The 21,477-nt window shown below is 56.2% G+C and carries 23 protein-coding genes and 1 tRNA gene; 9 read left to right on the forward strand and 15 right to left on the reverse strand.

What is annotated here, in order from left to right:
• Positions 1 to 21: 21 nt before the first annotated feature.
• From nuoL to FJ145_10875, 9 genes are all read right to left on the reverse strand, one after another.
• A complete protein-coding gene (gene nuoL, locus FJ145_10835) occupies positions 22 to 2,055 on the reverse strand; it encodes an NADH-quinone oxidoreductase subunit L (GenBank protein ID MBM4261913.1) in 2,034 nt (677 codons plus the stop codon).
• 149 nt (positions 2,056 to 2,204) lie between these two features.
• Positions 2,205 to 2,522 carry an NADH-quinone oxidoreductase subunit NuoK gene (nuoK, locus tag FJ145_10840; GenBank protein MBM4261914.1) on the reverse strand — a complete coding sequence of 106 codons (318 nt, stop codon included), beginning with the start codon at positions 2,520 to 2,522 and terminating at the stop codon, positions 2,205 to 2,207.
• Positions 2,523 to 2,524: 2 nt separating this feature from the next.
• Positions 2,525 to 3,025 (reverse strand): NADH-quinone oxidoreductase subunit J, encoded by a 501-nt coding sequence (locus FJ145_10845; GenBank protein MBM4261915.1) that lies wholly within the window; start codon positions 3,023 to 3,025, stop codon positions 2,525 to 2,527.
• Positions 3,026 to 3,133: 108 nt separating this feature from the next.
• On the reverse strand, positions 3,134 to 3,691 hold the full coding sequence (locus FJ145_10850; GenBank protein ID MBM4261916.1) for a 4Fe-4S dicluster domain-containing protein: 558 nt from the start codon (positions 3,689 to 3,691) through the stop codon (positions 3,134 to 3,136).
• Between the two features lie 12 nt (positions 3,692 to 3,703).
• On the reverse strand, positions 3,704 to 4,900 hold the full coding sequence (nuoH, locus tag FJ145_10855; GenBank protein ID MBM4261917.1) for an NADH-quinone oxidoreductase subunit NuoH: 1,197 nt from the start codon (positions 4,898 to 4,900) through the stop codon (positions 3,704 to 3,706).
• Between the two features lie 14 nt (positions 4,901 to 4,914).
• A complete protein-coding gene (locus tag FJ145_10860; GenBank protein MBM4261918.1) occupies positions 4,915 to 6,054 on the reverse strand; it encodes an NADH-quinone oxidoreductase subunit D in 1,140 nt (379 codons plus the stop codon).
• Between the two features lie 7 nt (positions 6,055 to 6,061).
• Complete coding sequence (locus FJ145_10865) at positions 6,062 to 6,568, reverse strand: NADH-quinone oxidoreductase subunit C (protein ID MBM4261919.1); 507 nt, start codon at positions 6,566 to 6,568, stop codon at positions 6,062 to 6,064.
• Between the two features lie 3 nt (positions 6,569 to 6,571).
• Entirely contained in the window at positions 6,572 to 7,090 is a 519-nt protein-coding gene (locus FJ145_10870) for an NADH-quinone oxidoreductase subunit B (GenBank protein MBM4261920.1), read from the reverse strand.
• 24 nt (positions 7,091 to 7,114) lie between these two features.
• Positions 7,115 to 7,501, reverse strand: a complete 387-nt coding sequence (locus FJ145_10875) for an NADH-quinone oxidoreductase subunit A (protein MBM4261921.1) — start codon at positions 7,499 to 7,501, stop codon at positions 7,115 to 7,117.
• 175 nt (positions 7,502 to 7,676) lie between these two features.
• Between FJ145_10875 and FJ145_10880 the strand changes: the two genes are divergently transcribed.
• From FJ145_10880 to FJ145_10895, 4 genes are all read left to right on the forward strand, one after another.
• A complete protein-coding gene (locus tag FJ145_10880; GenBank protein ID MBM4261922.1) occupies positions 7,677 to 8,159 on the forward strand; it encodes a hypothetical protein in 483 nt (160 codons plus the stop codon).
• Between the two features lie 11 nt (positions 8,160 to 8,170).
• Entirely contained in the window at positions 8,171 to 9,382 is a 1,212-nt protein-coding gene (locus tag FJ145_10885; protein ID MBM4261923.1) for an alpha/beta hydrolase, read from the forward strand.
• 80 nt (positions 9,383 to 9,462) lie between these two features.
• Entirely contained in the window at positions 9,463 to 10,626 is a 1,164-nt protein-coding gene (larC, locus tag FJ145_10890; protein MBM4261924.1) for a nickel pincer cofactor biosynthesis protein LarC, read from the forward strand.
• A 4-nt stretch (positions 10,627 to 10,630) separates the two neighbouring features.
• Entirely contained in the window at positions 10,631 to 11,878 is a 1,248-nt protein-coding gene (locus FJ145_10895; GenBank protein ID MBM4261925.1) for an MFS transporter, read from the forward strand.
• 83 nt (positions 11,879 to 11,961) lie between these two features.
• On the opposite strand, the gene FJ145_10900 is transcribed toward FJ145_10895, so the two are convergent.
• From FJ145_10900 to bioF, 5 genes are all read right to left on the reverse strand, one after another.
• Entirely contained in the window at positions 11,962 to 12,411 is a 450-nt protein-coding gene (locus FJ145_10900) for a cytochrome c (GenBank protein ID MBM4261926.1), read from the reverse strand.
• Positions 12,412 to 12,536: 125 nt separating this feature from the next.
• A complete protein-coding gene (locus tag FJ145_10905) occupies positions 12,537 to 13,499 on the reverse strand; it encodes an ABC transporter substrate-binding protein (protein ID MBM4261927.1) in 963 nt (320 codons plus the stop codon).
• 4 nt (positions 13,500 to 13,503) lie between these two features.
• Complete coding sequence (bioD, locus tag FJ145_10910) at positions 13,504 to 14,217, reverse strand: dethiobiotin synthase (GenBank protein MBM4261928.1); 714 nt, start codon at positions 14,215 to 14,217, stop codon at positions 13,504 to 13,506.
• The gene (gene bioA / locus FJ145_10915; protein ID MBM4261929.1) at positions 14,217 to 15,581 is read right to left on the reverse strand and encodes an adenosylmethionine--8-amino-7-oxononanoate transaminase; all 1,365 of its coding nucleotides are present in this window, start codon (positions 15,579 to 15,581) and stop codon (positions 14,217 to 14,219) included. Before bioA ends, bioD begins: the two co-directional genes overlap by 1 nt.
• Positions 15,582 to 15,618: 37 nt before the next feature.
• Positions 15,619 to 16,773, reverse strand: a complete 1,155-nt coding sequence (gene bioF, locus FJ145_10920) for an 8-amino-7-oxononanoate synthase (protein ID MBM4261930.1) — start codon at positions 16,771 to 16,773, stop codon at positions 15,619 to 15,621.
• Positions 16,774 to 16,960: 187 nt separating this feature from the next.
• Between bioF and FJ145_10925 the strand changes: the two genes are divergently transcribed.
• Positions 16,961 to 17,164, forward strand: a complete 204-nt coding sequence (locus FJ145_10925) for a DUF1016 domain-containing protein (GenBank protein MBM4261931.1) — start codon at positions 16,961 to 16,963, stop codon at positions 17,162 to 17,164.
• Between the two features lie 208 nt (positions 17,165 to 17,372).
• On the opposite strand, the gene FJ145_10930 is transcribed toward FJ145_10925, so the two are convergent.
• On the reverse strand, positions 17,373 to 17,492 hold the full coding sequence (locus FJ145_10930; GenBank protein ID MBM4261932.1) for a hypothetical protein: 120 nt from the start codon (positions 17,490 to 17,492) through the stop codon (positions 17,373 to 17,375).
• Between the two features lie 332 nt (positions 17,493 to 17,824).
• On the opposite strand from FJ145_10930, the gene FJ145_10935 reads away from it, so the two are divergent.
• The 4 genes from FJ145_10935 to FJ145_10950 all read left to right on the forward strand — a co-directional run bounded on the left by FJ145_10935 (position 17,825) and on the right by FJ145_10950 (position 21,411).
• Positions 17,825 to 18,403, forward strand: a complete 579-nt coding sequence (locus FJ145_10935) for a hypothetical protein (protein ID MBM4261933.1) — start codon at positions 17,825 to 17,827, stop codon at positions 18,401 to 18,403.
• Positions 18,404 to 18,438: 35 nt separating this feature from the next.
• Entirely contained in the window at positions 18,439 to 19,872 is a 1,434-nt protein-coding gene (locus tag FJ145_10940; GenBank protein ID MBM4261934.1) for a transcriptional regulator, read from the forward strand.
• 7 nt (positions 19,873 to 19,879) lie between these two features.
• Positions 19,880 to 21,241 (forward strand): DNA repair protein RadA, encoded by a 1,362-nt coding sequence (gene radA / locus FJ145_10945; protein ID MBM4261935.1) that lies wholly within the window; start codon positions 19,880 to 19,882, stop codon positions 21,239 to 21,241.
• Positions 21,242 to 21,325: 84 nt separating this feature from the next.
• A tRNA-Leu gene (locus FJ145_10950) sits at positions 21,326 to 21,411 on the forward strand.
• Positions 21,412 to 21,477 lie beyond the last annotated feature (66 nt).

Here is a 21,477-nt window from a genome sequence, read left to right on the forward strand (position 1 = left end):
CTTCTAAAAACTCCCTGAGAATCAGCTCCAGTAGCGGAGCTTGACGTAGATCGCCACCACGATGGCGATCAAGATACCGTAGAGATAGCTGTTGATGTTGCCGGTTTGGATGCGGCGAAACTTGTTGCCGAACCAGTAAGTCACGTTGGCCACCGCGTTGACCAGGCCATCGACGATGTACTTGTCGAAGGCGCCGTTGACGATGGAGACCCAGCGGGTGATGGTGGCGCTGGCGTTGACGATGCCGTCGACGATGTACTTGTCGAAGGCCGACAAGAACTGGGCGAGCAGCAAGCAGCCATTGACGAAAACCGCTTGGTAGATCTCATCCAAATACCACTTGCGGTCGAACAATCGGTAAAACCGGCCGCCGCCGAGATTGACGAAGACATTGGGCGACAACGACTCTTTGCGGTACATCAGGTATGCCAGGAATGCCCCGAAGGAAGCCACGCAGACCGATACGGCCATCAGCGTCCATTCGGCGGCGTGCGAGCCGTGATGTTCGCCATGTTTGATGACCGGCTCGAGCCAATGCGCAAACTGGCTGCCACCCAGCACTGCGGGCAATCCGATGAATCCCGCCAACACGGCGCCGATGGCGAGAATCACTAGCGGCATGGTCATGACGCTCGGCGACTCATGCAGGTGTTCCTGAGTGTGATGATCGGCGCGGCACTTGCCGTAGAAAGTCATGAAGAGTTGCCGGAACATATAGAAGGAGGTCATCCCGGCGCCGCACAGTGCCAAGAACCAGATCACTTCATGGTGCCCGGAAAACGCCAACCAGAGAATCTCGTCCTTGGAAAAGAACCCTGCCAATGGCGGGAAGCCAGCGATCGCCAGCACTGAAATAAAAAAGGTCGCGTAGGTAATCGGCATCCACTGCTTGAGGCCGCCCATCTTGCGCATATCCTGCTCGTGGTGCATGGCGTGAATCACACTGCCCGAGCCCAGGAACAAGCAGGCTTTGAAAAACGCATGGGTCATCAGGTGAAACACCGCGGCCGAGTAGGCGCCGACACCGATGCCGATGAACATGTAGCCCAATTGGCTGACCGTGGAATAGGCGAGAACTTTTTTGATGTCATATTGTGTCAGCGCGATAGTCGCCGCCACCAACGCCGTGCAGACGCCCACTACCGCGATCAGTTGCAGCGTCTCCGGTGCCATCGAAAAGAACACATTCATGCGCGCGGTCATGTAAACACCGGCGGTGACCATGGTCGCGGCATGGATCAGCGCGCTCACCGGTGTCGGCCCGGCCATGGCGTCCGGCAGCCAGACAAACAGCGGAATTTGCGCCGATTTGCCGGTGGCGCCAACGAATAGAAAGAACGTCGCCAACGTCACCACCGGCCAGCCCCACAGCGTCATGTCTTTGATCGACGGCGCCCATTTGATCATCTCGCGAAACGTCAGCGAGCCATGCCCTTGAGCGTCGAGGGACCAGAACAAAAGAAACATGCCAAGCACGAAGCCGAAATCGCCGACCCGGTTGACGATGAATGCTTTATTGCCGGCACGCGCGTTGTTGTGATCGCTGTACCAGAAGCCGATCAACGCGTAGGAGCAAAGGCCCACGCCTTCCCAGCCAACGAACAGCAAGAGCAAGCTGTCGCCCAACACCAGCGTCAACATCGACGCCATAAAAAGATTGAGATACGCGAAAAAGCGCCAGAACGCTTTGTCGTCGTGCATGTAGCCGGTGGCGTAGATGTGAATCAATCCGCCGATGCCGGTGACCACGAGAATCATCACCGCCGATAGCGGATCGACCAGAAACGCCATATCGACCTTGAGCGAGCCGAGGTTGATCCAGGTGTAAAGATTGTCGATCAGAAAGCGCTTTTCCGGCGGCAGCCCCTTGAGAGTTAGAAAGGCGTTGACAGCGAGGCCAAAAGCGATAATGACCGGCGCGCAAGCCAGCACGCTGATAGCGCCCTTACCCAGGCTCTTCTGAATCTTTGCGCCCAGCAAGCCGTTGACGATCGCCCCCAGCAGCGGCAGAAACACGATCCAGCGGATGAAGTCTGTTTGAATCGGGCTGTCCATTTTAGATTTTGGATTTAGTTCCGGTGCTACAAAGTCTCGGTTCCGTTAGTAACGATTTGATCTCCGACCCGATACGTTGCATTGCCTTAGCAGAAAAACCACCGTTCTGCCTTCGACAATCCAAAACCCAAAATCGAAAATCCAAAATTCTAGTCTCGCATGGTTTCCGCGGCTTCCACATCGATTGTGTGAAAGAGTTGGAAGATCGCCAAGACGATCGCTAAACCCACCGCTGCTTCTGCTGCAGCCAGCATGATCACGAAAATCGCGTAAAGCTGCCCGTCGCTGTTGCCGCTGCCAAAGTGGGAAAAAGCGACGTAATTGATGTTGGCGCTGTTGAGAATCAGCTCCACGCCCATCAGCACGCTGATCGCGTTTCGCCGGGTGAGCACGGTAAAGAGCCCCAAACAAAACAGGATCGCGCCGATAATGAGATAGGAAGACAGCTGGTCCGGAGCGAAGGGCATGGCTACTCTTTGATCTCCTTGCGAGAAATAGCCACCGCCCCGATCATTGCCGCCAATAGGATCACCGAAGCCAAGATGAACGGCAGCAGGTAATCATAGAGGAACGCATCGCCGATTTTCGCTGTGGTCGCCACATACACCACTTCTTTGGCTTTGACCCAACCGGTCCCTTTGACGGTTTCTACCAAGAAATAACCCAAGACAAGGATCACAGCCAAAGCCGGCAGGCGCCCCGCGGCGCGATTGGTGATCGCCACGTCGGTAATCCGGTGCGTTAACATGACCGCGAAGAGAATCAATACGAGAATGCCGCCGACGTAAATCAGCACCTGAGTGGCAGCGACGAAGTCGGCGCCGAGAAAAACGTACAGCCCAGCCACGCCCATGAACGTGCCGAGCAGCGAAAACGCGGAATAGATGATATTGCGCGAGAACGCAACCATCACCGCCGAGACGATGGTGATCGTTGCAATTAGATAAAAGACTGCCGTCGATACATTCATGCGCTTTTTTGTTAGGGATCTCTAGGAACCAGGAGACTTTCTGGCTCACTTATCGGAAGATCCGTCCTGGATCAAGGGGCGACAGGTTGAAACCGTGGCCGCTCGCTCTTACTCTTTCTCTGCCTCAACCCCTCCATCCGGCGTTGCGAACTCAGCCAGATACTTTCCCCCGATTTCAACCTTCGCGATCAACTTAGGTTCGGTCTCGCCGCCCTTTTTGGGCTTGTAAAGGTTCTGCGGCTGCGGCGCAAAGTGGCGCACCAAACCGGCTGGATTGTAGCTCGCACCCTCAAACTCTTGCGAATGGCGGATCGCACCGGTCGGACACACCTCCGAGCACAGCCCGCAGTACATGCATTTGCAGACATCGATATCAAAAGCGGTAAACTGCCGCTGCTTGGTCTCTTTGTCCATCTCGATACCGATGGTAATGCAGGTAATCGGACAGATCCTCTCGCATGCCAAGCAACCCGTGCAAATATCGAGATCGACCTCGAGAATGCCGCGGTAGCGATGCGGCAAGGTCTCCTGAATCGGCACCGGAATCTTGTCGGGATATTGAATCGTCATCGGTTTTCGCACCAGGTGCGAAAACGTGATCGACATCCCTTCGAACGTCGACGCCACCGTGTGTTTGATGTCGTTTATGTAGCTCGCAATACCCATAGATTTAACCGCCTAAATCTGCGGCTTCAGATACATTTCCGGTTTCGCCTCGCGGATCTGGAAGGCCACACGGCGGAAAAAATTGATGATCGTGGCAATTGCAAAGCCCAGCGTGATGGCGCCAAAAACGCGCTGCATCTGGGCATCCATGAACATGAAACCAACCGTGCCTAGCAAGCAGACAAAGGACAGCGGCACCATATACTTCCAGCAGAGCGCCATCAGCTGGTCGACGCGCACGCGCGGCAGCGTGGCACGAATCCACATGGCGACGAACACCCAGAAATAAGCTTTCAGGAAAAATACCACGAATTGAGCGATTCCTTTGAGCACTGGAAAACTCTCGAAGATAGGCAGCGGCGGCACCCGCCAGCCGCCCATGAACAGCGTCGTGGCGACGGCGCCGATAACGTACAAATTGCCCCACTCAGCGAAGAAGAAAAACAGGAAGCGCATGCCGCTATATTCGGTTACATAGCCGGCAACGAGCTCAGACTCGGCTTCGGGTATATCGAATGGTGTGCGGTTGCCTTCGGCAAGAGCCGCAGTGAAATAGAGAAAAAATGCGCAAAACGTAAATGGATTATGAAACATAAACCAGTCCCAAGGACCCCAGCCTTGGGCTTTGATGATGCCTTGCATGCTCAGTGTGCCGGCGAGAAAAACCACGCAGAGAATCGCCAGGCCGGCGGGAATCTCATAGCTCACGATCTGCGCCGCCGAACGCATGCCGCCAAGCAGCGACCATTTGTTGTTGGACGCCCAGCCTGCCATGAGGATGCCGACGACCACCAACGAGGTCACGGCGAGAATGTAAAGAATTCCAATATTGAGATCGGCGACGATCAAATGCTCGCCAAACGGAATGACCACGAAGGTGCAGAGAAAACCCATGAACACGACATACGGTGCCAGCGAGAACAGCTTGCCGTCAGCGGCCGCCGGGATCAAATCTTCTTTGAGGAGGTTTTTGATGCCGTCGGCAAGCCACTGCAAAATTCCTTGCGGCCCGACACGGTTGGGACCGATGCGCGATTGCATGCGCGCCCAAACCCGCCGCTCGAGCCAGCTCGTCACGCCCGCCAGCGGCGCGACAAAAGCCGAGAGTACGACCAGTGCGACCACGACCATCGCAATCGCATAGACAACTTCTTTGGGCATACCCTGAAAGGCGCCCTGCTGCATCAGTTGATCGATGTAGGCTTGCATGAATTGCTCAATAATTACCGATCGATTTCCGGCGCGTCAACGTCGAGGCTGCCGATCAAGGCAATCAAATCCGCTACCATTATACCTTTACTGAGCTTGTCGATGATCGCCATGGCGGTGTAAGACCCCGTGCGAATGCGCACGCGATAAGGATACTCGCTACCGTCGCTGACTACGTAAAAGCCCATGTCGCCGCGCGGCGCTTCGACGCGCGCGTAGCACTCGCCCGCCGGCGGACGAAACTTGCGCGGCACTTTGGCGATCGCCGGCCCCTTTGGCATCATCCTCAAACACTGCCTGAGAATCTTGACGCTTTCCCGCATCTCTCGAATGCGCACCCAGAAGCGATCGTAGCTATCGCCCAGCTGACCGATCTCCGCCATACCGATGGGCACTTCGAAATCCAACTCGGGATAGACGGAGTAGGGCATGTCGCGCCGAATGTCCCACTTGACGCCGGAGCCGCGCAGATTGGGCCCGACTAAATTATAGGAAAAGGCGTCCTCCTTGCTGATGACTGCGACACCGGCCAAACGCTCGTGAAAAATCTTGTTGCCCGAGAGCAGCCGGTTGAACTCTTCGACGATGGGCTCGAAGTGATCGAGAAATTCTAAGATGCGGGTGCAGGTCTCGGGCAAGATGTCGTAGCCGACGCCGCCAATGCGAATGTAATTGTAGGTCAGCCGCGCACCACAAATTTCTTCCATCAAATTGTTGATGGTTTCGCGCTCGCGCAGCGCGTGCACGAACGGCGTCATCGCGCCGATGTCCTGACCGAAGGTACCAACCGAAATCAGGTGGCTGGCGATGCGGTTTAACTCGCAGGCGATGACGCGGCAAAACTCGCCGCGCCGGGTCACTTCCGTGCCGGCAAGCTTCTCCGCCGCCATGCAAAACGCCTGATTGGCAAACATGGCCGCCAGATAATCGGCGCGATCGGTGTAGGGCACGTAGCCGTGGTAGGTGACTTTCTCGCCGATTTTCTCGATGGAACGATGCAAGTAGCCAACGTCGGGAATCGCCTCGCTGATCACTTCACCGTCGGTCTTGACGACGAAGCGCAACACGCCGTGGGTGCTCGGGTGCTGCGGCCCGACGCTGATCGTCATGTCTTCGGTGTAAAAACCGGTTTCTGCTTGAGCGGCTTGACTCATCGCCAACCTATCGCAAAAGTTTTTCTACCAGCGGCGCGCGCTGGGTGCTGATGCCGTCGTATTCTTCCTGCTCGACATAGTCTTTGCGCAGCGGATAACCGACCCAATCGTCCGGCAGCATGATGCGGCGCAAATCGCTGTGGCCTTCGAAAATCACGCCAAAGAGGTCGTACACCTCGCGCTCAAACCAGTTGGCGACTTTCCACACGCTCTCGACCGTGGCGACTTTCGGGTTGTCGCGCGGCAGGTCGACCTTGAGCACGATCTGCTGATTCTGCGAGTAAGAGAATAAATGGTAGACGACTTGAACGATTTCTTCCTTGGGCCAGTCGAGCGCCGTCAGGTCCGACAGCACTTCGAACTTATGCATCACGGTGTCGCGCAAGAAACGGCAGACGTCGACGATGACGGATTTGTCGACCTTCAAATAGGGCTCTTGAACGTCGCCTTTGAAGTCGTGGACCTGGTTGCCGAAGCGAAGCTCCAGCTGCGCGAAGATATCCTGGGCTTCCATCGCTTAGGCTTGAGCCTCAGCCTCGTCCGCAGCCGGACGGGAAGTCTTAACCAACCAGCGCTCGCGCATCATCTTGTCCTGAATGCGCAGCAAGCCTTCGGTGAGCGCTTCTGGACGCGGCGGACAGCCGGGCACATAAACATCGACGGGAACAATCTTGTCGACGCCTTTACAGACGGAATAGGCCAGTTGGAAAAGACCGCCGCAATTGGAGCAGCTGCCCATCGAGATGACATATTTCGGATCGGGCATCTGATCGTAAAGCAGCTTGGTGCGCTTGGCCATCTTGTAAGTCAAGGTACCGGCGACGATCATTAGATCCGATTGCCTCGGCGTGGCGCGCGGCACAGCGCCGAAACGATCCAAGTCCGCGCGCGGGCCGCCGGTCTGCATCAGTTCAATGGCGCAGCAGGCCAGGCCGAACAGCATGTACCACTGAGAGGAGGCTCGCCCCCAGTTGAGCAGGTCGTCCACCTTCGTCGTAAATACCGTTTCTGGCAATGAATTAATGAGAGGTTTCATCCGGATACTCCAACTACCGAGGTGTTAGACTCTGACCTTCTTGATCCAGTCGAGATCTCCCTTGACCCAGGAGTAGACCAAACCGAGGAACAGCACTCCCACAAAGATCAACACCTTGATCAACGCCGTGACGCCTTCGCCGGCCGCGATCGCATCCTTGAAAACCACCGCCACGGGGACGATAAACGCAATTTCGACCTCAAAGATAATGAAAATAAGCGCCACGAGATAGAACCGGATGTTGAAATTAACCCAGGCGCTGCCGGTGGACGGCTCACCGCATTCATAGGTCGAAAGCTTGCGCGTTTGCGGATTGGCCGGCCGCAATAGCTTGCCTATCAACAGGTTGACACCGACAAACCCCAGGCCCAGTGCGGTGAACACGAGCACATTCGCGAAATCGAATAACATATAAAATTTCCGTAGTTAGACTCGAAGCGCGGCCAAGGGCACATATACACACAAAAGCACCACGGAATCAACTGCATTGCCGCGTTAGCGCGCCTGCGGATTTGCGCTGACAGGAGTTTTTGACTAGAGTCAGCGACGTTCCCTGTCAACTCCGCGCTTGCGATACGATTTTCTAATGACAAACCCCTTTTATTTGGGTCCGACTTTGGGCCGCAAAACGACGCTGAGACTTGTCTTGCTGGTAGGGGCCATTCTCATGTTCGCTTCGGCCGCCGCCGGGCAAAGCAAAAATCTTACGGTCCGCACCGCTTATAGCGCGCTTTCCGCCGGCATCGGCACGCTTTGGTTGACCCAAGAGGATAGCCTATTCAAGAAACATGGTTTGGATTCGAACTTGATCTACATCCGCGGCGGCACCACCGCGGTGCAAGCGCTCTTGGCCGGGGAGATTCAGTTTGCCCACCTGTCACCGGCACCGATGCTCAGGAACCCGACCTTGAACTTTGATTCTGCTGAAGAACCAAAAGAATGCTTCGACAAGCTCACCATGAACGGTTTTTTCATGAACGAATTTAACTCCGAATCCGTTCGTCCTGAGCTTGTCGAAGGACTCCGGATGGGTTTTTCAGCAGAATCGACCTTGAACGTTGAACCTTGAACGGAGGTTTTATGCGCATCGAAACCGAACGTAAAGTAAAACGCTGGCGCGAACAGCGCTGGATTTTAGATCAAGTCATTCAGACCCGCGGCATCGATTGGGATCAGGGGCGCACTGGAAAAATCCTGCGCAACTGCGGCCCCGCGGTGCAGAGCGATCTGCAGGAGGTTTGCCGGCGCATTCAAAAATTCTTCGATATCTCACGCGAATTTTCCCGCGCCGCGGCGCGCAAAGAAGAGCAAGCCCGCGCCGCCGAAGAACTCGGCCACTACACCGAAGCGCGCGAGCACTATTATATCGCCTCGTGCTTCTACACCAACGCCATGTGGGCGATCTACGAAGACGGCAACCCGCAGCGCATCTCGTGGCAAGAAAAAAAGCGCCACTGCTACGATAAGTTTATCAAATATGCCGGCAGGCCAATTGAACGCGTCGAGCTGCCCTACCAAGGCAAGAAAATCCAGGCAATTTTACATCTGCCGCCTGAGCGCAAAGCCAACGAAAAAGTGCCCTGCATCATGTACATCCCCGGCATGGACGGCGTCAAAGAAGACAACCCGGCGACCGGCGATCCGTTTCTTGAGCGCGGCTTTGCCGTATTTGCCATGGACGGCCCAGGTCAAGGCGAAACCCGCGAAGGCGGCATCTGCTGCACGGCGTCGAACTACGCCGACGCCGGCAAACTCGCCGCTGATTATCTCGTCAACCGGCCCGAGATCGACGCGAACCGACTTGGCGTGATGGCATCGAGCATGGGATCCTATTGGGCGCCCCGTGTGGTCGCCGAAGAAAAACGCTTCAGAGCCTGCGCCGTGCAGGGGGTCTGCATGGAGCCCGGGCAATACGCCATTTTCAACATGTCCTCGCCGACCTTCAAGCTAAATTACATGTACATGTCCGGCTACGACGACGAAGCGGCCTTTGACGAATTCGCCAAAACTCTCAGCCTCGAAGGCGTCACCGCAAAAATCACCTGTCCCTATATGGTCCTCGCCGGCGAAGACGACGAGCACTGCGATATGAAATTTGTCTATAAGTTAATGGGCGAGATACCGGCGCCGAAACTGCTCTACGTCTTCGAGGGCGAGCGCCACTCGATCCGCAACCCACGCACCCGCCCACTCGCAGTGAATTGGCTAATCGACACGCTCTCCGGCAAACCATTTAAGGCAGAGATCATTCGCATCGAGACCGGCGGCAAGGAAACGCATCGAGAATGGTAAAATCGTTGTTCGTGGCTCGTGATCGTGCTCGCCGCCACCACTAGAACATAAGCACGAGCCACGAGCCAAGAACACGAACCATGGGAATAGCCTACGGAGACCTCATCGGCGGCATCAGCGGCGACATGTTCGTCGCCGCTCTGCTCGATCTCGGCCTGCCTCTGGCGCGACTAAAGACGGAACTCAAAAAAATCCCGACCCTCCGCTTTGAGCTGCGCGCCACACGCAAGCTTGTGCATTCGATCCGCGCCACTCATTTCAAGGTTCTCTGCGCGCAAGACGAAAAGCCGCGCTCGTGGAAACAAATCCGCGAGCTGGTCCGCCGCAGCAAGCTCGATAGCCGAGCCAAAGAAACCGGACTGGAAATCTTCGCCAACCTCGCCCGGGCCGAAGCGAAAATTCACGGCGTTGCAATCGACGACGTGCATTTTCACGAAGTCGGCGCCACCGATTCCGTCGTCGACATCATGGCGGCGGCCATTGGCATACGTGAACTGAAGATTGACAGTCTCTGCTTTTCCCCAATCCCGCTGGGACGCGGCGTGACGCGATCCATGCACGGACCACTGCCGGTGCCGGGGCCCGCGACACTGAAACTCTTGCAAGGCCTGCCAACCTTCGGCGTCGACGTCGAAGCCGAGACGGTCACACCCACAGGCGCGGCGATCATCAAAACGCTCGGTAAAATCTTCGGCCCGCAGCCGGCCATGACGATTGAGAAGATTGGCTACGGCACCGGCACTAAAGAATTCACCGCGCGGCCGAATCTTTTTCGTTTACAGATTGGCCAACAGAACGAAACCGTCGAGCATGAAGAGATGCTCGTCATCGAAACCAATATCGACGACATGAACCCGCAGCTCTACGATCACGTCATGGATCGCCTCTTTGCCGCCGGTGCGCGCGATGTTTTTCTCGCGCCGATCCAGATGAAAAAAAATCGCCCGGCGACGCTCCTGAGCGTGATTTGCGCGCCAAACGAACTCGACAAGCTATCGCAACTGCTTCTGCAGGAAACCACAACCATCGGCATTCGCTACTATCCCGTAAGACGTTTAATCCTGAAAAGACAATCAAAGACGGTCAGCACTCGTTACGGCAGTGTCCGCGTAAAAGCCGTCACTCAACCCAATGGTAGCGAAAGAGTTGCGCCGGAATACGACGATCTGAAGAAACTGGCCACCGCAAAAAAAATCCCGATTCAAACCATCGCCAACGAAGTCATGCGGAGCTTCAAGAATTAGCCGCATGACGGATGCTCAAAATAACCATGAGAAGCCAGCTCGGCTCACACCGTGGGCATCGCTGCGCTTTCGCGACTACAATTTACTCTTTCAGTTAGCGCTGTTTGCCGTCACGGCGCAGCAGATGCGCCAGACCCAGAACTTTTATCAGGTCTACGAGCTTTCCGGTTCGGCGTTTCAATTGGGCATGACGGGCCTAGCGCAAGGCCTGCCAATTTTCGCCCTGGGGTTATTCGGCGGAACACTGGCAGATTTTCTCGATCGCAAGAAGCTCCTGTTGGTAACCACGTTCGGCAATCTTTTGATCGCTGTTGTTTTGGGTGTGCTTACTCTCACTGGCCTGATCCAAGTCTGGCATATCCAGGTCGGCACCGCGCTGACCTCGGCGCTCAACATCGTGCTCAACCCAACGCGCATGGCGCTGATCTCCTATCTCGTGCCGCGCTCCCATCTAACCAATGCCGTGTCGTTGAATTCGGCGATTTCCCAGGGCTCCCATTTCATCGGCCCCATGCTGGGCGGCTTGAGCATCGCTTGGATGAGCACTGGTAACGCTTATCTTTTCAACGCGCTGTTTTATCTTCCAGCGGCGCTGGCGATCCTGCGGCTGCGCGTGCCGGCGGTGGATGGTCAATCGCGCGAGCGTTTTTCTTTGGCCAGCATCCTTGGCGGTGTGAAGTTCTTGTTCTCCGAGCCCATCGTGCTTGCCATGGTGATGCTCGACTTCATCATCGTCGGGGTCGGCTACTATCGGCCGCTGCTGCCAGTGTTCGCCAAAGACATTCTTCACGTCGGCCCGGCGGGCTTCGGCGTTTTGTCGTCGGCTCCGGCCATCGGCGGCATTCTTGGCACCGTGGTTCTGCTCATCGTCGGCGACGTTAAGAGCAAGGGATTGCTTGCGCTCTGGTCGTTTCTTTCCTACGCCGTCGCGCTGGGCATTTTCGCAGTCTCAACCAATTTCATCCTCTCGATGTTGCTGCTCGGCTCGATGGGTCTGTCCAATTCCCTGCAGGCCGTGATGCGTCAGACTTCTTTCCACTTGCTCACCCCCGAGCCGGTGCGCGGCCGGGCTTTTTCCGTTTTCAATATGTTCTCGCAGGGCGCCAATGGCGTTGGCGCCACCGAAGTCGGTTTTATGGCCGCACTGCTCGGTGCGCCGGGAGCGTTGCTAGTCGGCTCTGCTGTGGGCGGACTGGTTACCTTAGGATGTTGGGCGGGCATGCCGGGGCTGCGCAAGTTCGGCACCGGCTAAACTTCTAGGATCTCAAACGACAGCGGGAGGTCCACTCGACGAGCAGACCTCCCGCTTATTACGCAAATAGTTTCGAACCGAGACTACCGGGCTTTTTCCGCGCGATAGGGTTTATGGCAGTTGCCGCAGATCTGCCCGAAAGCCTTATAGGCGTCATCGACTTGGACTTCATTCTTGGAATTGGCCGCGCTCGCCAGAGCCAATGCTTTCTTCTGGCCATCCAAAGCCGATGCCATGAAATCATTCCAGTTGGTCCAAATTTCTGGCTTGGCTTTGGAGCCGACGTCGGCGGTGCCATGCGGCCAATGTTTAGCGAAGCTCGCCAATTCCAAGCCGCCGGCGATGTCTTTGGCTTTCACGCCGATCGTCGCATAATCCTTCTTCTCCACCGCGGCCTTGACGGCTTTGCTCTCGGCGCTGAAATTTTTCATGAAGTTTTGGCGCCGCGCCAAGTAATCATCTTGAGCGAATGCAGCCGAACCGCTCGCCCAAACCAACCCGAAAAATAGTACCGCGGTAAGTGCCTTAACCATATCGTCTCCTTTTAAAAGCCTCTGTTACTTGCCGAACCAAACTGCGGCTCAAGGTAGCATAGCCAATTGGTTTTGCAATCAATGGACAGACTCGACCGGGGGATTTTGTGGATCACCCGATTGCGCTATTTGACCCGCAGGTCCTTCTGCACTTCGCGCAGCAAAGACAAGTCACGCACCGCGGACAGCGGCACCGGCTTGTCGATTTTGAGCGATGCCTTGCGCGACTCGATGGCAAACTCGTAGGTCTTGTCGACCGTGGTGCCATCGAGACTGAAAGAGGGCATGATCGAGTCGTAGGAATCGCGCGCAACATCGGCGCTCTGGCTCAACCAGCTCGCCATGATCGCAATCGTGTCGTCGCGCCGCTCGTGCATGGCCCGCAGACCGCGCAACACTGCGCGCAGCACCTTGCGCGTCTCATCGCGGTGATTCTTGAGCCGCGTGTCGGTCAGCGCCACAGCAGAGATCGGGCTGCCCACTTTTAAATCCTTCGGCCCACCCAGTAGGTTGTAGCCTTCGCGCGTCAACCGTACCGGCCCCGGCGGCACTGTGCAAATGGCATCGACCAGCCCCTTGCGCAACATTTCGACGCGCACCGGCTCATCTCCGCCCAGCGTCACGAACTGCACATCCTTCAGATCGAAGCCTTTCGCTTGCAGAATCGCTTCCGCCGCCAATTGATCCGAGCCGCCGATGCGCTGTGAGCCGATGCGTTTGCCGCGCAAGTCGGCCAGCGTCTTGATCTCCGGCCGCGCGACAATACTATGCAAGGGTTTGTCCGTCAGCACCGCGAGTATCTTGAACGGCAGCCCAGCCATAGCACTGCCGATGATGTTGCCGAAACTCAACGTGTAATGGACCTCGCCACTCAACAACGCTGGCACGGTGACCTGGCTGCGCATCTGAATGAGCAACGGATCGAGGTTCTCATCTTTGAAGTAGCCCTTAGCAATAGCGACTTGGGCCGGTAAAAACGCGTAGCTCCGGCTACTGTAGGAAATAATCACTTTGTCAGCGGCGAGGAGCACATTTGCCGACAGGACAAAAAAAACCGCTGCAATGATAGCTCGAAACATCTTCTCCATAGCGTTACTTTTTCAGCACCGAATCGATGGCCCGGAGATCGAGCTCCCTTTCAAAAAGCTCGAGGATTTGCGCTTCATCGGAACCAACCGGCGAAACAAAAGGCACCTCCCCCAAACAGCGCACGCCGGTCAAGCCCGCCAACACCTCGCGATTGGTCTGCGCTGCCAGCGACGGCTCGCTTTCAAGCTGATTCAACACATAGCCAACCGTCAACAACCCTTTGTAGCTCGCCTGTTCGAGCGTCAGCAGCAAATGATTGATCGCACCCAACTTGTTCGCCGCGACTACGATCAACGGTAGCTTCGCAACGCCCGCGAAGTCGGCAAACGTGTAGCTCGGCAGCAGCGGCACCAGCAGCCCACCCGCACCCTCGACCAAGGTAATGTCATGCGCCGATTTGATGTCATCAAGACAGTTGAGCAAATGGTCGATGCTAATCTCCACGCCGGCGCGCTCGGCGGCAATGCTCGGCGCCAATGGCTCCGGCAAACGGTACGGGCAAACTTGCTCGATCGGTTGCTCGCTGCCTGAAGCCTGCTGGAGGAATTCAGCATCTTCGGCGTACAACTGGCCGCCTTGATCGATGCAGCCGGTCTCCGCCGGCTTCATCACGCCGACTTTGTAACCGCTCGCTTTGAGATACGCCGCCAGGGCGCAAGTAAAAAACGTTTTCCCGACCCCGGTGTCGGTGCCCGTGATAAAAAGTGCGCCGCCCATTAGCTTCCAGTTACCGCGCCGATCGAGTCGTGCACCGCGTCGAGCAGCATGGTTAATTCGTTGTCGGCCATCGACAACGGCGGCATGAGAATAATGATATCACCGAGCGGCCGCACGATCACGCCGCGTTTGCGCGCTTCGAGGATGACTTTGTGGCCGATTCTTTTTTCCGGCAGGTAAGTTTTGCGGTATGCTTTGTCTTCAACCAGCTCGATGCCGGCCATGTAGCCCCACTGCCGCACGTCGCTGACATGCGCCATCTTTGCAAACTCAGTTTCTAACCGTTGGCCGATCATGGAAATACGCGGCCGCATCTGGTCCAACACGGAATCGCGCTCGAACAATTCCAAATTCGCCAGCGCCGCCGCGCAGCCGAGCGGATTGCCCGTGTAAGTATGGCCATGGGAAAATGTTTTGAAATCTTTGTACTCGCCGAGAAAAGCCGAAAAGATTTCTTCGCTGCTCAGCGTCGCAGCCAGCGGCAAGTAGCCCCCGGTAATGCCCTTGGCCATGCAGAGAATATCCGGCGTGACGCCCGCGTGCTCGCAAGCAAACATTTCCCCAGTGCGGCCAAAGCCGGTCGCGACTTCGTCGAGAATCAAGAGAAAGCCGTGCTCCCGAGACAAATCAGCCATCGCTCGGACGTAGCCCACCGGCTGCGCCCACATGCCGGCGGCGCCTTGCATCAGCGGCTCCATGATCAGCGCCGCGAAGTTTTGTGCTTGCGCGTAGAGTTTGTCCTTGGCGTCCGCGATCGCCGCTTCGAGGGCCGTAGCTTCATCCATGCCTTCGTAGTAGCGAAACACATGGGGCGGCGTTAAGCGTGTCACAGGGAAAAGCAAACTTTTGTGATGCCGATGAAACGTCTCCGAGTAGCCGAGACTCATCGAGCCGACGGTGTCGCCATGATACGACTCTGCGAGCGTGGCAATCTGCGTGCGCTGCGGTTGGCCTTTCAACTGCCAATACTGCACCGCCATCTTGAGCCCAATCTCGACGGCGGTGGCGCCGCTGTCGGAGTAAAACACCCGCTGCAATCCTTTTGGCGCCAGCTCGACCAACTTCTGCGCCAGCTGGATGCCCGGCACGTGGCTCAAACCGAGAAACGTCGAATGGGCGATGCGGTCGAGCTGCGCTCTGATCGCGTCATCGATTTCTTTTTTCTTGTGCCCGTGAACGTTGCACCAGAGGGACGACACGCCATCGAGATACTTCCGTCCTTCGACGTCGAACAAAAAATGGCCTTCGCCCTGACTGACGATAACCGGCTCCTCGCCCATCCACTCCTGCATCTGGGTGAAAGGATGCCAAAGATACTGGTGATCCAGTTGTTTTAACTTGTCGCGATAAGTAGCCGTCGCCATCCGTTGGTCAAATCCTTTGATCCGTAACAAGCGTCGTTTATTTTGCGTTTTTGAATGCGCTAAGCGCGCGATCGACCTGCTCGTCCGTATGGGTCGCCATACAAGTAATGCGCAAACGTGAAGTTCCCGCCGGCACCGTCGGCGGCCGAATCCCCTGCGCGAATACGCCCTGCGCGAGCAGCGCCGCTGAGAAGTCCATGCAGCGCGAGGCATCCCCGACGATCAATGGCAAGATGGAACTCTCACTCTCTCCCAATTGAAAGCCCAGTTGAGCCAAGCCCTGTTTCAACTTTTGGCAGTTGCGCAGGAGCACTGCGCGCCGCTCCGGCTCCCGCTGCACGACGTCGAGCGCAGCGAGCGCCATCGCCATCACCGCCGGCGGCAGCGAAGTCGTGAATATGAAACTACGGCAACGATTGATTAATAATTCGCGCAGCGCCTTTGAACCCGCCACATAAGCACCGAAACCACCCAACGCTTTACCGAGCGTGCCCATCTGCACGAGAACGCGAGAGCCCAATCCTAGTTTCGCCACAACCCCTGCGCCGTTGCTGCCGAAAACACCGGTGCCATGGGCCTCATCGACCATCACCGCCGCCCCGTGCTTCTCCGCTAGTTCGACGATACCGACAAGCGGAGCTTCATCGCCATCCATACTGAAGATCGATTCCGTGATGATCAGTTTGCGTCTTGCGCCATTTGCTTGTTTGAGCCCGGACTCCAGTTGGTCCAGATCGCAATGACCATAGACTGTGGTCTTGGCCCGCGAAAGCCGGCAACCATCGATGATGCTAGCGTGATTGAGCGAGTCGCTGAAAATCACGTCGCCATCACCCGCAAGAGTCGAAAGCATCCCGGTGTTGGCTTGAAAGCCGGAGTTAAACACCAGGGCTGCTTCCGTGCCTTTGAAAGCCGCGAGCTTCGCCTCCAGCTCCTCGTGCAAAGTCATGTTGCCGGAGATCAAACGCGAAGCACCCGAGCCGCAGCCATAGCGATCGATCGCTTCCTTCGCCGCAGCACAAAGCGTCGGATGATTGGCAATGCCAAGATAGTTATTCGAAGAAAAGTTGATGACCTCGCGCCCGTCGAGGACAAGGGTCGGCCCCTGATCGCCGTCGACGCGACGCAGCGAACGGTAGAGGCCCGCGTCACGCAGCTTTTGCAGCTCGGTCTGAAGAAAACCCGTTTCCATTGGAGCGTGTACAATCTAACCGTTCGCGGCGAGCTTGTCGAAGGGTCATGAAAATCCCTTCGGCACCTTGCTCTCTCGGCGTCATGTCCATAGAATCGGCGAAAATTAACACGGTGGTTATCAATCAAAATAGGTGCAATTGATCCAAACCAGGTGATAAGCGTCTGGATAGAAAGAGGAATAGAGTTTGAGCAAGCGCGAAGTTTCTCGTGCGCGATCTCTGCGAGTCGCAACAGGCGATTCGAAAGAGTTAGTTGCAGAATTGCGCCAGTTGATTGCCAGAAGGCGTGAGCGAACAGCTCAGGCCGTCAACGTAGGATTAACCCTGCTTTATTGGGAGGTAGGCAATCGTATTAAACGTGAGATTCTCAAAGAGAAGCGCGCCGAGTAAGGCAGCGAGATTGTCTCGGCACTGTCGAGACAATTAGCACCCGAATTTGGGCGTGGTTTTTCCGAGAAGTCGCTCCGTCACATGTTGCGATTCGCCGTTCCTGAAAAACCATTGTCTCGACGCTGTCGAGACAATTGGCGTGGAGCCACTTTAGATAGACGGTGGCCGCGCTGAGCTCATAAGCTCCGCAGCTTCCTACTAACAAGCTTCATCTCCTTGGCAAATCGCAGATACTCCCGCTCCAGCTCGTCGCGGTAGAGCCCATACAAACGACAATCTTCGACTTTAACGCCGCCAGTTCGGCATCGAGCCACGGCTTACAGGCAATGACCGATTGCCCTCAACCACGTCGATGTGCTCCGACATTGTTGCGCAATTGCGCAACTACGCAATTGTCACATCGTTGAGTAGAAGCGAAAAGGATTCAGCCCAGCTCATGACATGGCGCCGTTCGTCAGTTTACTCGCCATGCCGAGCTCTATGTCTCGGCAATAGGCCAAAAGTGTTGACCCCTATGCGTTGTCCTTGTAAAAGCGGCAAAGTTTGGGTGTTTTAGGAAGATAGAATGAGACGGATTGAAACGCTCGCGGGGCGCGCGACGACAGCAGCACAGGGCCATTGCACTTTTCGCTGTAAATCCATGGACGCGCGGTTACGTAAATGAATTCAGTGATTATCAAGTCCCCTGATAGTTCTTATCCGCCAATTCTGCGCCAACGTCTGGGTGAGCGCGCTCCCAACATGCTCTCACTGATGGGCGACGCGGCGCTGCTCGCGCGGCCCAAGACCGCTTTGTTCTGTTCAACGAGCTGCCCGGACGAAACTTTGTCGCGAGCGCGCCTTCTGGCGCAAAAGCTCGTGGACGACAGTGTAACCGTCATCAGCGGCTTTCACTCCCCGGTCGAGAAGGAATGTTTGCGAATTCTGCTGGGTGGAACGCAACCGATTGTCGTGTGTCTGTTGCGGGCGCTGACTCAGACCACGCGCATTCCAGCCGATTGGCAGACGGCACTAGACTCTGGCCGGCTTTTGCTCGTGTCTTGTTTCGAAAAGCCGCGCCGTCCTGACAGAGAAACGGCGCGCAAGCGCAACGAGTTTGTCGCCGCGCTATCGGACGAAATCCTCATCATTCACGCCAAGCCCGGTGGCAGCGTAGAACGGATTGCCGAAATGGCGCGTGGCTGGGGTATACCGTCAGCCGAAACGGGGCCTGTCGAACAAAATCAAGGAAGGAGCTAAATTAGCCCGGAGGATGACACCCGCTCAATCTTTCGATGAAAACCGCCGATCTCAACATTCTCGTCCAAGAAGGCGAAGGCACCACGTTAGAGTTCAAGGAGAGCCTTTCACCATCCTTGACTCGCGAGCTGGTGGCCTTCGCCAACACCGTTGGAGGCAAGGTTCTGCTTGGCGTGCGCGACGACGGTAGCATCGTCGGGATGAAAGACTCCAATGGACTGCGAGCGCGGGTTCACGACCTCGCGCGCAATTGCGACCCGCCTCTGCAAGTGACCGTGGAGCCCGTTGGCAAGGTGATCGTGATCCGCTTACGAGAAAGAGAGGCCAAGCCCGTTCAGTGTAGTGAAGGCTTCTTCTGGCGACAGGGCGCGGTTACGCAGAAGCTTGCACGCGACGAGATTCGGGATTTTTTTCGCGTCCAAGGCTCGGTCCGATTTGACCTTTCGCCCTGCACGCGGTTTCGCTATCCAGCGGACTTCGACCGCCAGAAGTACAATACGTGGCTAAAGATGAGCGGCATCAGCGGCCGACCGCGCACAGAAGACGTTTTGGTAAACATCGAAGCGGCAGAGCGCTCGGCTGGCAAGCTTCTATTTCGCAACGCCGGTGTTCTTATGTTTGCCAAGAATGTGCGGCGGTTTTTCTCTCAAGCCTACATCACTTGTTTACTCGCGCGGGGTTCAGACAAAGTAGATATTCTTGACCGCAAGGACTTTGATGGAGGTATCGTTGCCGATATTGAAGACGCTCTGCGTTTTGTCGAACGCAATACGCGGGTCGCCTATCGCATAGAACGGTTGCGCCGCGAAGAGATACCCGAATATCCGATGGCTGCGCTGCGCGAAGCTGTTACTAATGCGGTGATGCATCGCGACTGGTTCAACGAGGGTGCCAACGTTTTCGTGGAAATTTATAGCGACCGCATTGAGGTGTCGAACCCTGGCGGTCTTCCTAATGGGATGTTGGCCTCCGACTTGGGCCACCGCAGCGTGCGGCGCAATCCGCTGCTTGCCGACTTGTTGCATAGAATCGAATTTATCGAGAAGGCCGGTACAGGCATCAAGCGCATGCGCGACGAGGCCAAAAAACATGGTTCTCCGGACCCGCAATTCAAGACAACAGGTTTCTTCACCGTCACTTTTTTTCCGAAATCCGTAGGTCAATACCCTAAGGCCCATGTTGAGGCCCATGTTGAGGCCCATGTTCCCCTAACAAGATTGGAAGCAAAAATGCTCGCTGCTTGCGCGGGCGAGCCTCAACGGCCGCCGGAGCTCCTACGACGCTTAGGATACTCGACACGAACCGGCAACTTCAAAAAAGCTCTCGCACACCTGATTGCCTTGGGTTTTGTAGAAATGACCAGTCCAAACAAACCACGTAGTATTAATCAACGTTATCGCATAACGACTAAAGGTATAGCGTTGTTGAAAAAGTCGCCCCGCCGCAGGATGGGGCGGCCCTCAGAATAATCGCAAAATGGCCAAAGCCAAAACCATCTTCGCCTGCCAAAGCTGCGGGTTTCAGTCGCCCAAGTGGCTCGGCAAATGTCCCGACTGCAATCAGTGGAACACGTTTGCCGAGGAGCATTTCGAAAAAGCCGCCACGCCTCGTGCTGAGCTAAGTCTCGGCACCAAAGAAGCGCCGGCGGCGATCGGTGATATCGATACATCCGAAGAAGGCCGCGTGCTCTCGGGCATCGGCGAGTTCGATCGTGTGCTCGGCGGCGGGTTGGTGCCGGGCTCGGTAATTTTGATTGGCGGTGATCCTGGCATCGGCAAGTCGACTCTTCTGCTGCAAGCTTTCGCCGCCGTCAGCCGCAAAAGTATTACCTGTCTCTACGTCTCCGGCGAAGAGTCGCAGCGGCAAATCAAGATGCGCGCCGAGCGGCTCGGCATCGACGCGCCCAATCTCCTCGTCGTCAGCGAGACCTCACTGGAGCGCATCCTCGAACACATCAAGAAGATCAAGCCAGGTCTGCTCGTTATCGATTCCGTGCAGACGATTTTCTCGACAACGATACCGTCCGCCCCCGGGAGTATCGCCCAGGTGCGCGAAACTTCCGGTTCGATCATCGTGCTCGCAAAAAAAACCGGCTTGACGACGTTTCTGATCGGCCATGTGACCAAAGACGGCGCCATTGCCGGCCCGCGATTGCTCGAACACATGGTCGATACCGTACTCTACTTCGAAGGCGACCGCGGCCATAGCTTCAGAATTCTTCGCGCCGTCAAAAACCGCTTCGGATCAACTAACGAAATCGGTGTTTTTGAAATGAAAGAAACCGGCCTGGCCGAGGTCAACAACCCATCCGAAATCTTTCTCATGGAGCGGCCGCTGCAAGTGCCCGGCTCCGCCGTCGTCTGCAGCATGGAAGGCACGCGGCCGATCTTGATCGAATTGCAAGCGCTGGTCACGAGATCGTTTCTCGCCGTGCCGCGGCGCACGACCATTGGCGTCGACCACAATCGCGTGGCACTGCTGGTCGCGGTGTTGGAAAAGAAAATGGGTGCAAAACTCTTCGATCAAGATATTTTCGTCAACGTCGCCGGTGGCGTGCACGTCGAAGAGCCCGCTGTCGATCTAGGTATCATCGCGGCCATCGCATCGAGCGCGAAGGAGGAAGTGCTCGATGGGCGGACAGTTTTCTTTGGTGAAGTCGGTCTCGCAGGCGAGATTCGCGCCATCTCCCAGGCTGAAGCCCGCGTCAAAGAAGCCGGCAAGCTCGGCTTCGAGCGCTGCGTATTACCGGCGAGCAATGCCGCCCAGCTCAAGCAAATCAAACACCCGCAGTTGCTGGCGGTCAGCTCTTTACAGGAATGCTGGAAAATTCTTTTCTAGTCTTTGCCGAGACTCAGTCGAAACCCTTTTCCTTGCTTGCGCAAAACAAGAAAACAAGTTAATTTTTCGTCTCCGCCCGCAAGTGCCGGAGTGGTGGAATGGCAGACGCGCCGGACTCAAAATCCGGTAGGGGCAACCCTGTGCGGGTTCAAGTCCCGCCTCCGGCACCAACAAATCACTCAAACTACGTTACTCCCTCTTTGTCGATAACCAACTCTTGTTTGCCGCAGCGTTGG

The organism is Deltaproteobacteria bacterium, assembly GCA_016874755.1.
GTDB lineage: Bacteria > Desulfobacterota > Binatia > UBA9968 > UBA9968 > DP-20.

Coding starts and splice junctions, on each gene's coding strand:
- radA (MBM4261935.1), top strand. CDS start 19,880: ATGGCCAAAGCCAAAACCATCTTCGCCTGCCAAAGCTGCGGGTTTCAG.
- larC (MBM4261924.1), top strand. CDS start 9,463: ATGGGAATAGCCTACGGAGACCTCATCGGCGGCATCAGCGGCGACATG.
- nuoK (MBM4261914.1), bottom strand. CDS start 2,522: ATGCCCTTCGCTCCGGACCAGCTGTCTTCCTATCTCATTATCGGCGCG.
- FJ145_10845 (MBM4261915.1), bottom strand. CDS start 3,025: ATGAATGTATCGACGGCAGTCTTTTATCTAATTGCAACGATCACCATC.
- bioD (MBM4261928.1), bottom strand. CDS start 14,217: ATGGGCGGCGCACTTTTTATCACGGGCACCGACACCGGGGTCGGGAAA.
- FJ145_10885 (MBM4261923.1), top strand. CDS start 8,171: ATGCGCATCGAAACCGAACGTAAAGTAAAACGCTGGCGCGAACAGCGC.
- FJ145_10880 (MBM4261922.1), top strand. CDS start 7,677: ATGACAAACCCCTTTTATTTGGGTCCGACTTTGGGCCGCAAAACGACG.
- FJ145_10940 (MBM4261934.1), top strand. CDS start 18,439: ATGAAAACCGCCGATCTCAACATTCTCGTCCAAGAAGGCGAAGGCACC.
- FJ145_10905 (MBM4261927.1), bottom strand. CDS start 13,499: ATGGAGAAGATGTTTCGAGCTATCATTGCAGCGGTTTTTTTTGTCCTG.
- nuoH (MBM4261917.1), bottom strand. CDS start 4,900: ATGCAAGCCTACATCGATCAACTGATGCAGCAGGGCGCCTTTCAGGGT.
- nuoL (MBM4261913.1), bottom strand. CDS start 2,055: ATGGACAGCCCGATTCAAACAGACTTCATCCGCTGGATCGTGTTTCTG.
- FJ145_10860 (MBM4261918.1), bottom strand. CDS start 6,054: ATGAGTCAAGCCGCTCAAGCAGAAACCGGTTTTTACACCGAAGACATG.
- FJ145_10895 (MBM4261925.1), top strand. CDS start 10,631: ATGACGGATGCTCAAAATAACCATGAGAAGCCAGCTCGGCTCACACCG.
- FJ145_10870 (MBM4261920.1), bottom strand. CDS start 7,090: ATGAAACCTCTCATTAATTCATTGCCAGAAACGGTATTTACGACGAAG.
- bioA (MBM4261929.1), bottom strand. CDS start 15,581: ATGGCGACGGCTACTTATCGCGACAAGTTAAAACAACTGGATCACCAG.
- FJ145_10935 (MBM4261933.1), top strand. CDS start 17,825: ATGAATTCAGTGATTATCAAGTCCCCTGATAGTTCTTATCCGCCAATT.
- FJ145_10865 (MBM4261919.1), bottom strand. CDS start 6,568: ATGGAAGCCCAGGATATCTTCGCGCAGCTGGAGCTTCGCTTCGGCAAC.
- FJ145_10900 (MBM4261926.1), bottom strand. CDS start 12,411: ATGGTTAAGGCACTTACCGCGGTACTATTTTTCGGGTTGGTTTGGGCG.
- FJ145_10850 (MBM4261916.1), bottom strand. CDS start 3,691: ATGGGTATTGCGAGCTACATAAACGACATCAAACACACGGTGGCGTCG.
- bioF (MBM4261930.1), bottom strand. CDS start 16,773: ATGGAAACGGGTTTTCTTCAGACCGAGCTGCAAAAGCTGCGTGACGCG.
- FJ145_10875 (MBM4261921.1), bottom strand. CDS start 7,501: ATGTTATTCGATTTCGCGAATGTGCTCGTGTTCACCGCACTGGGCCTG.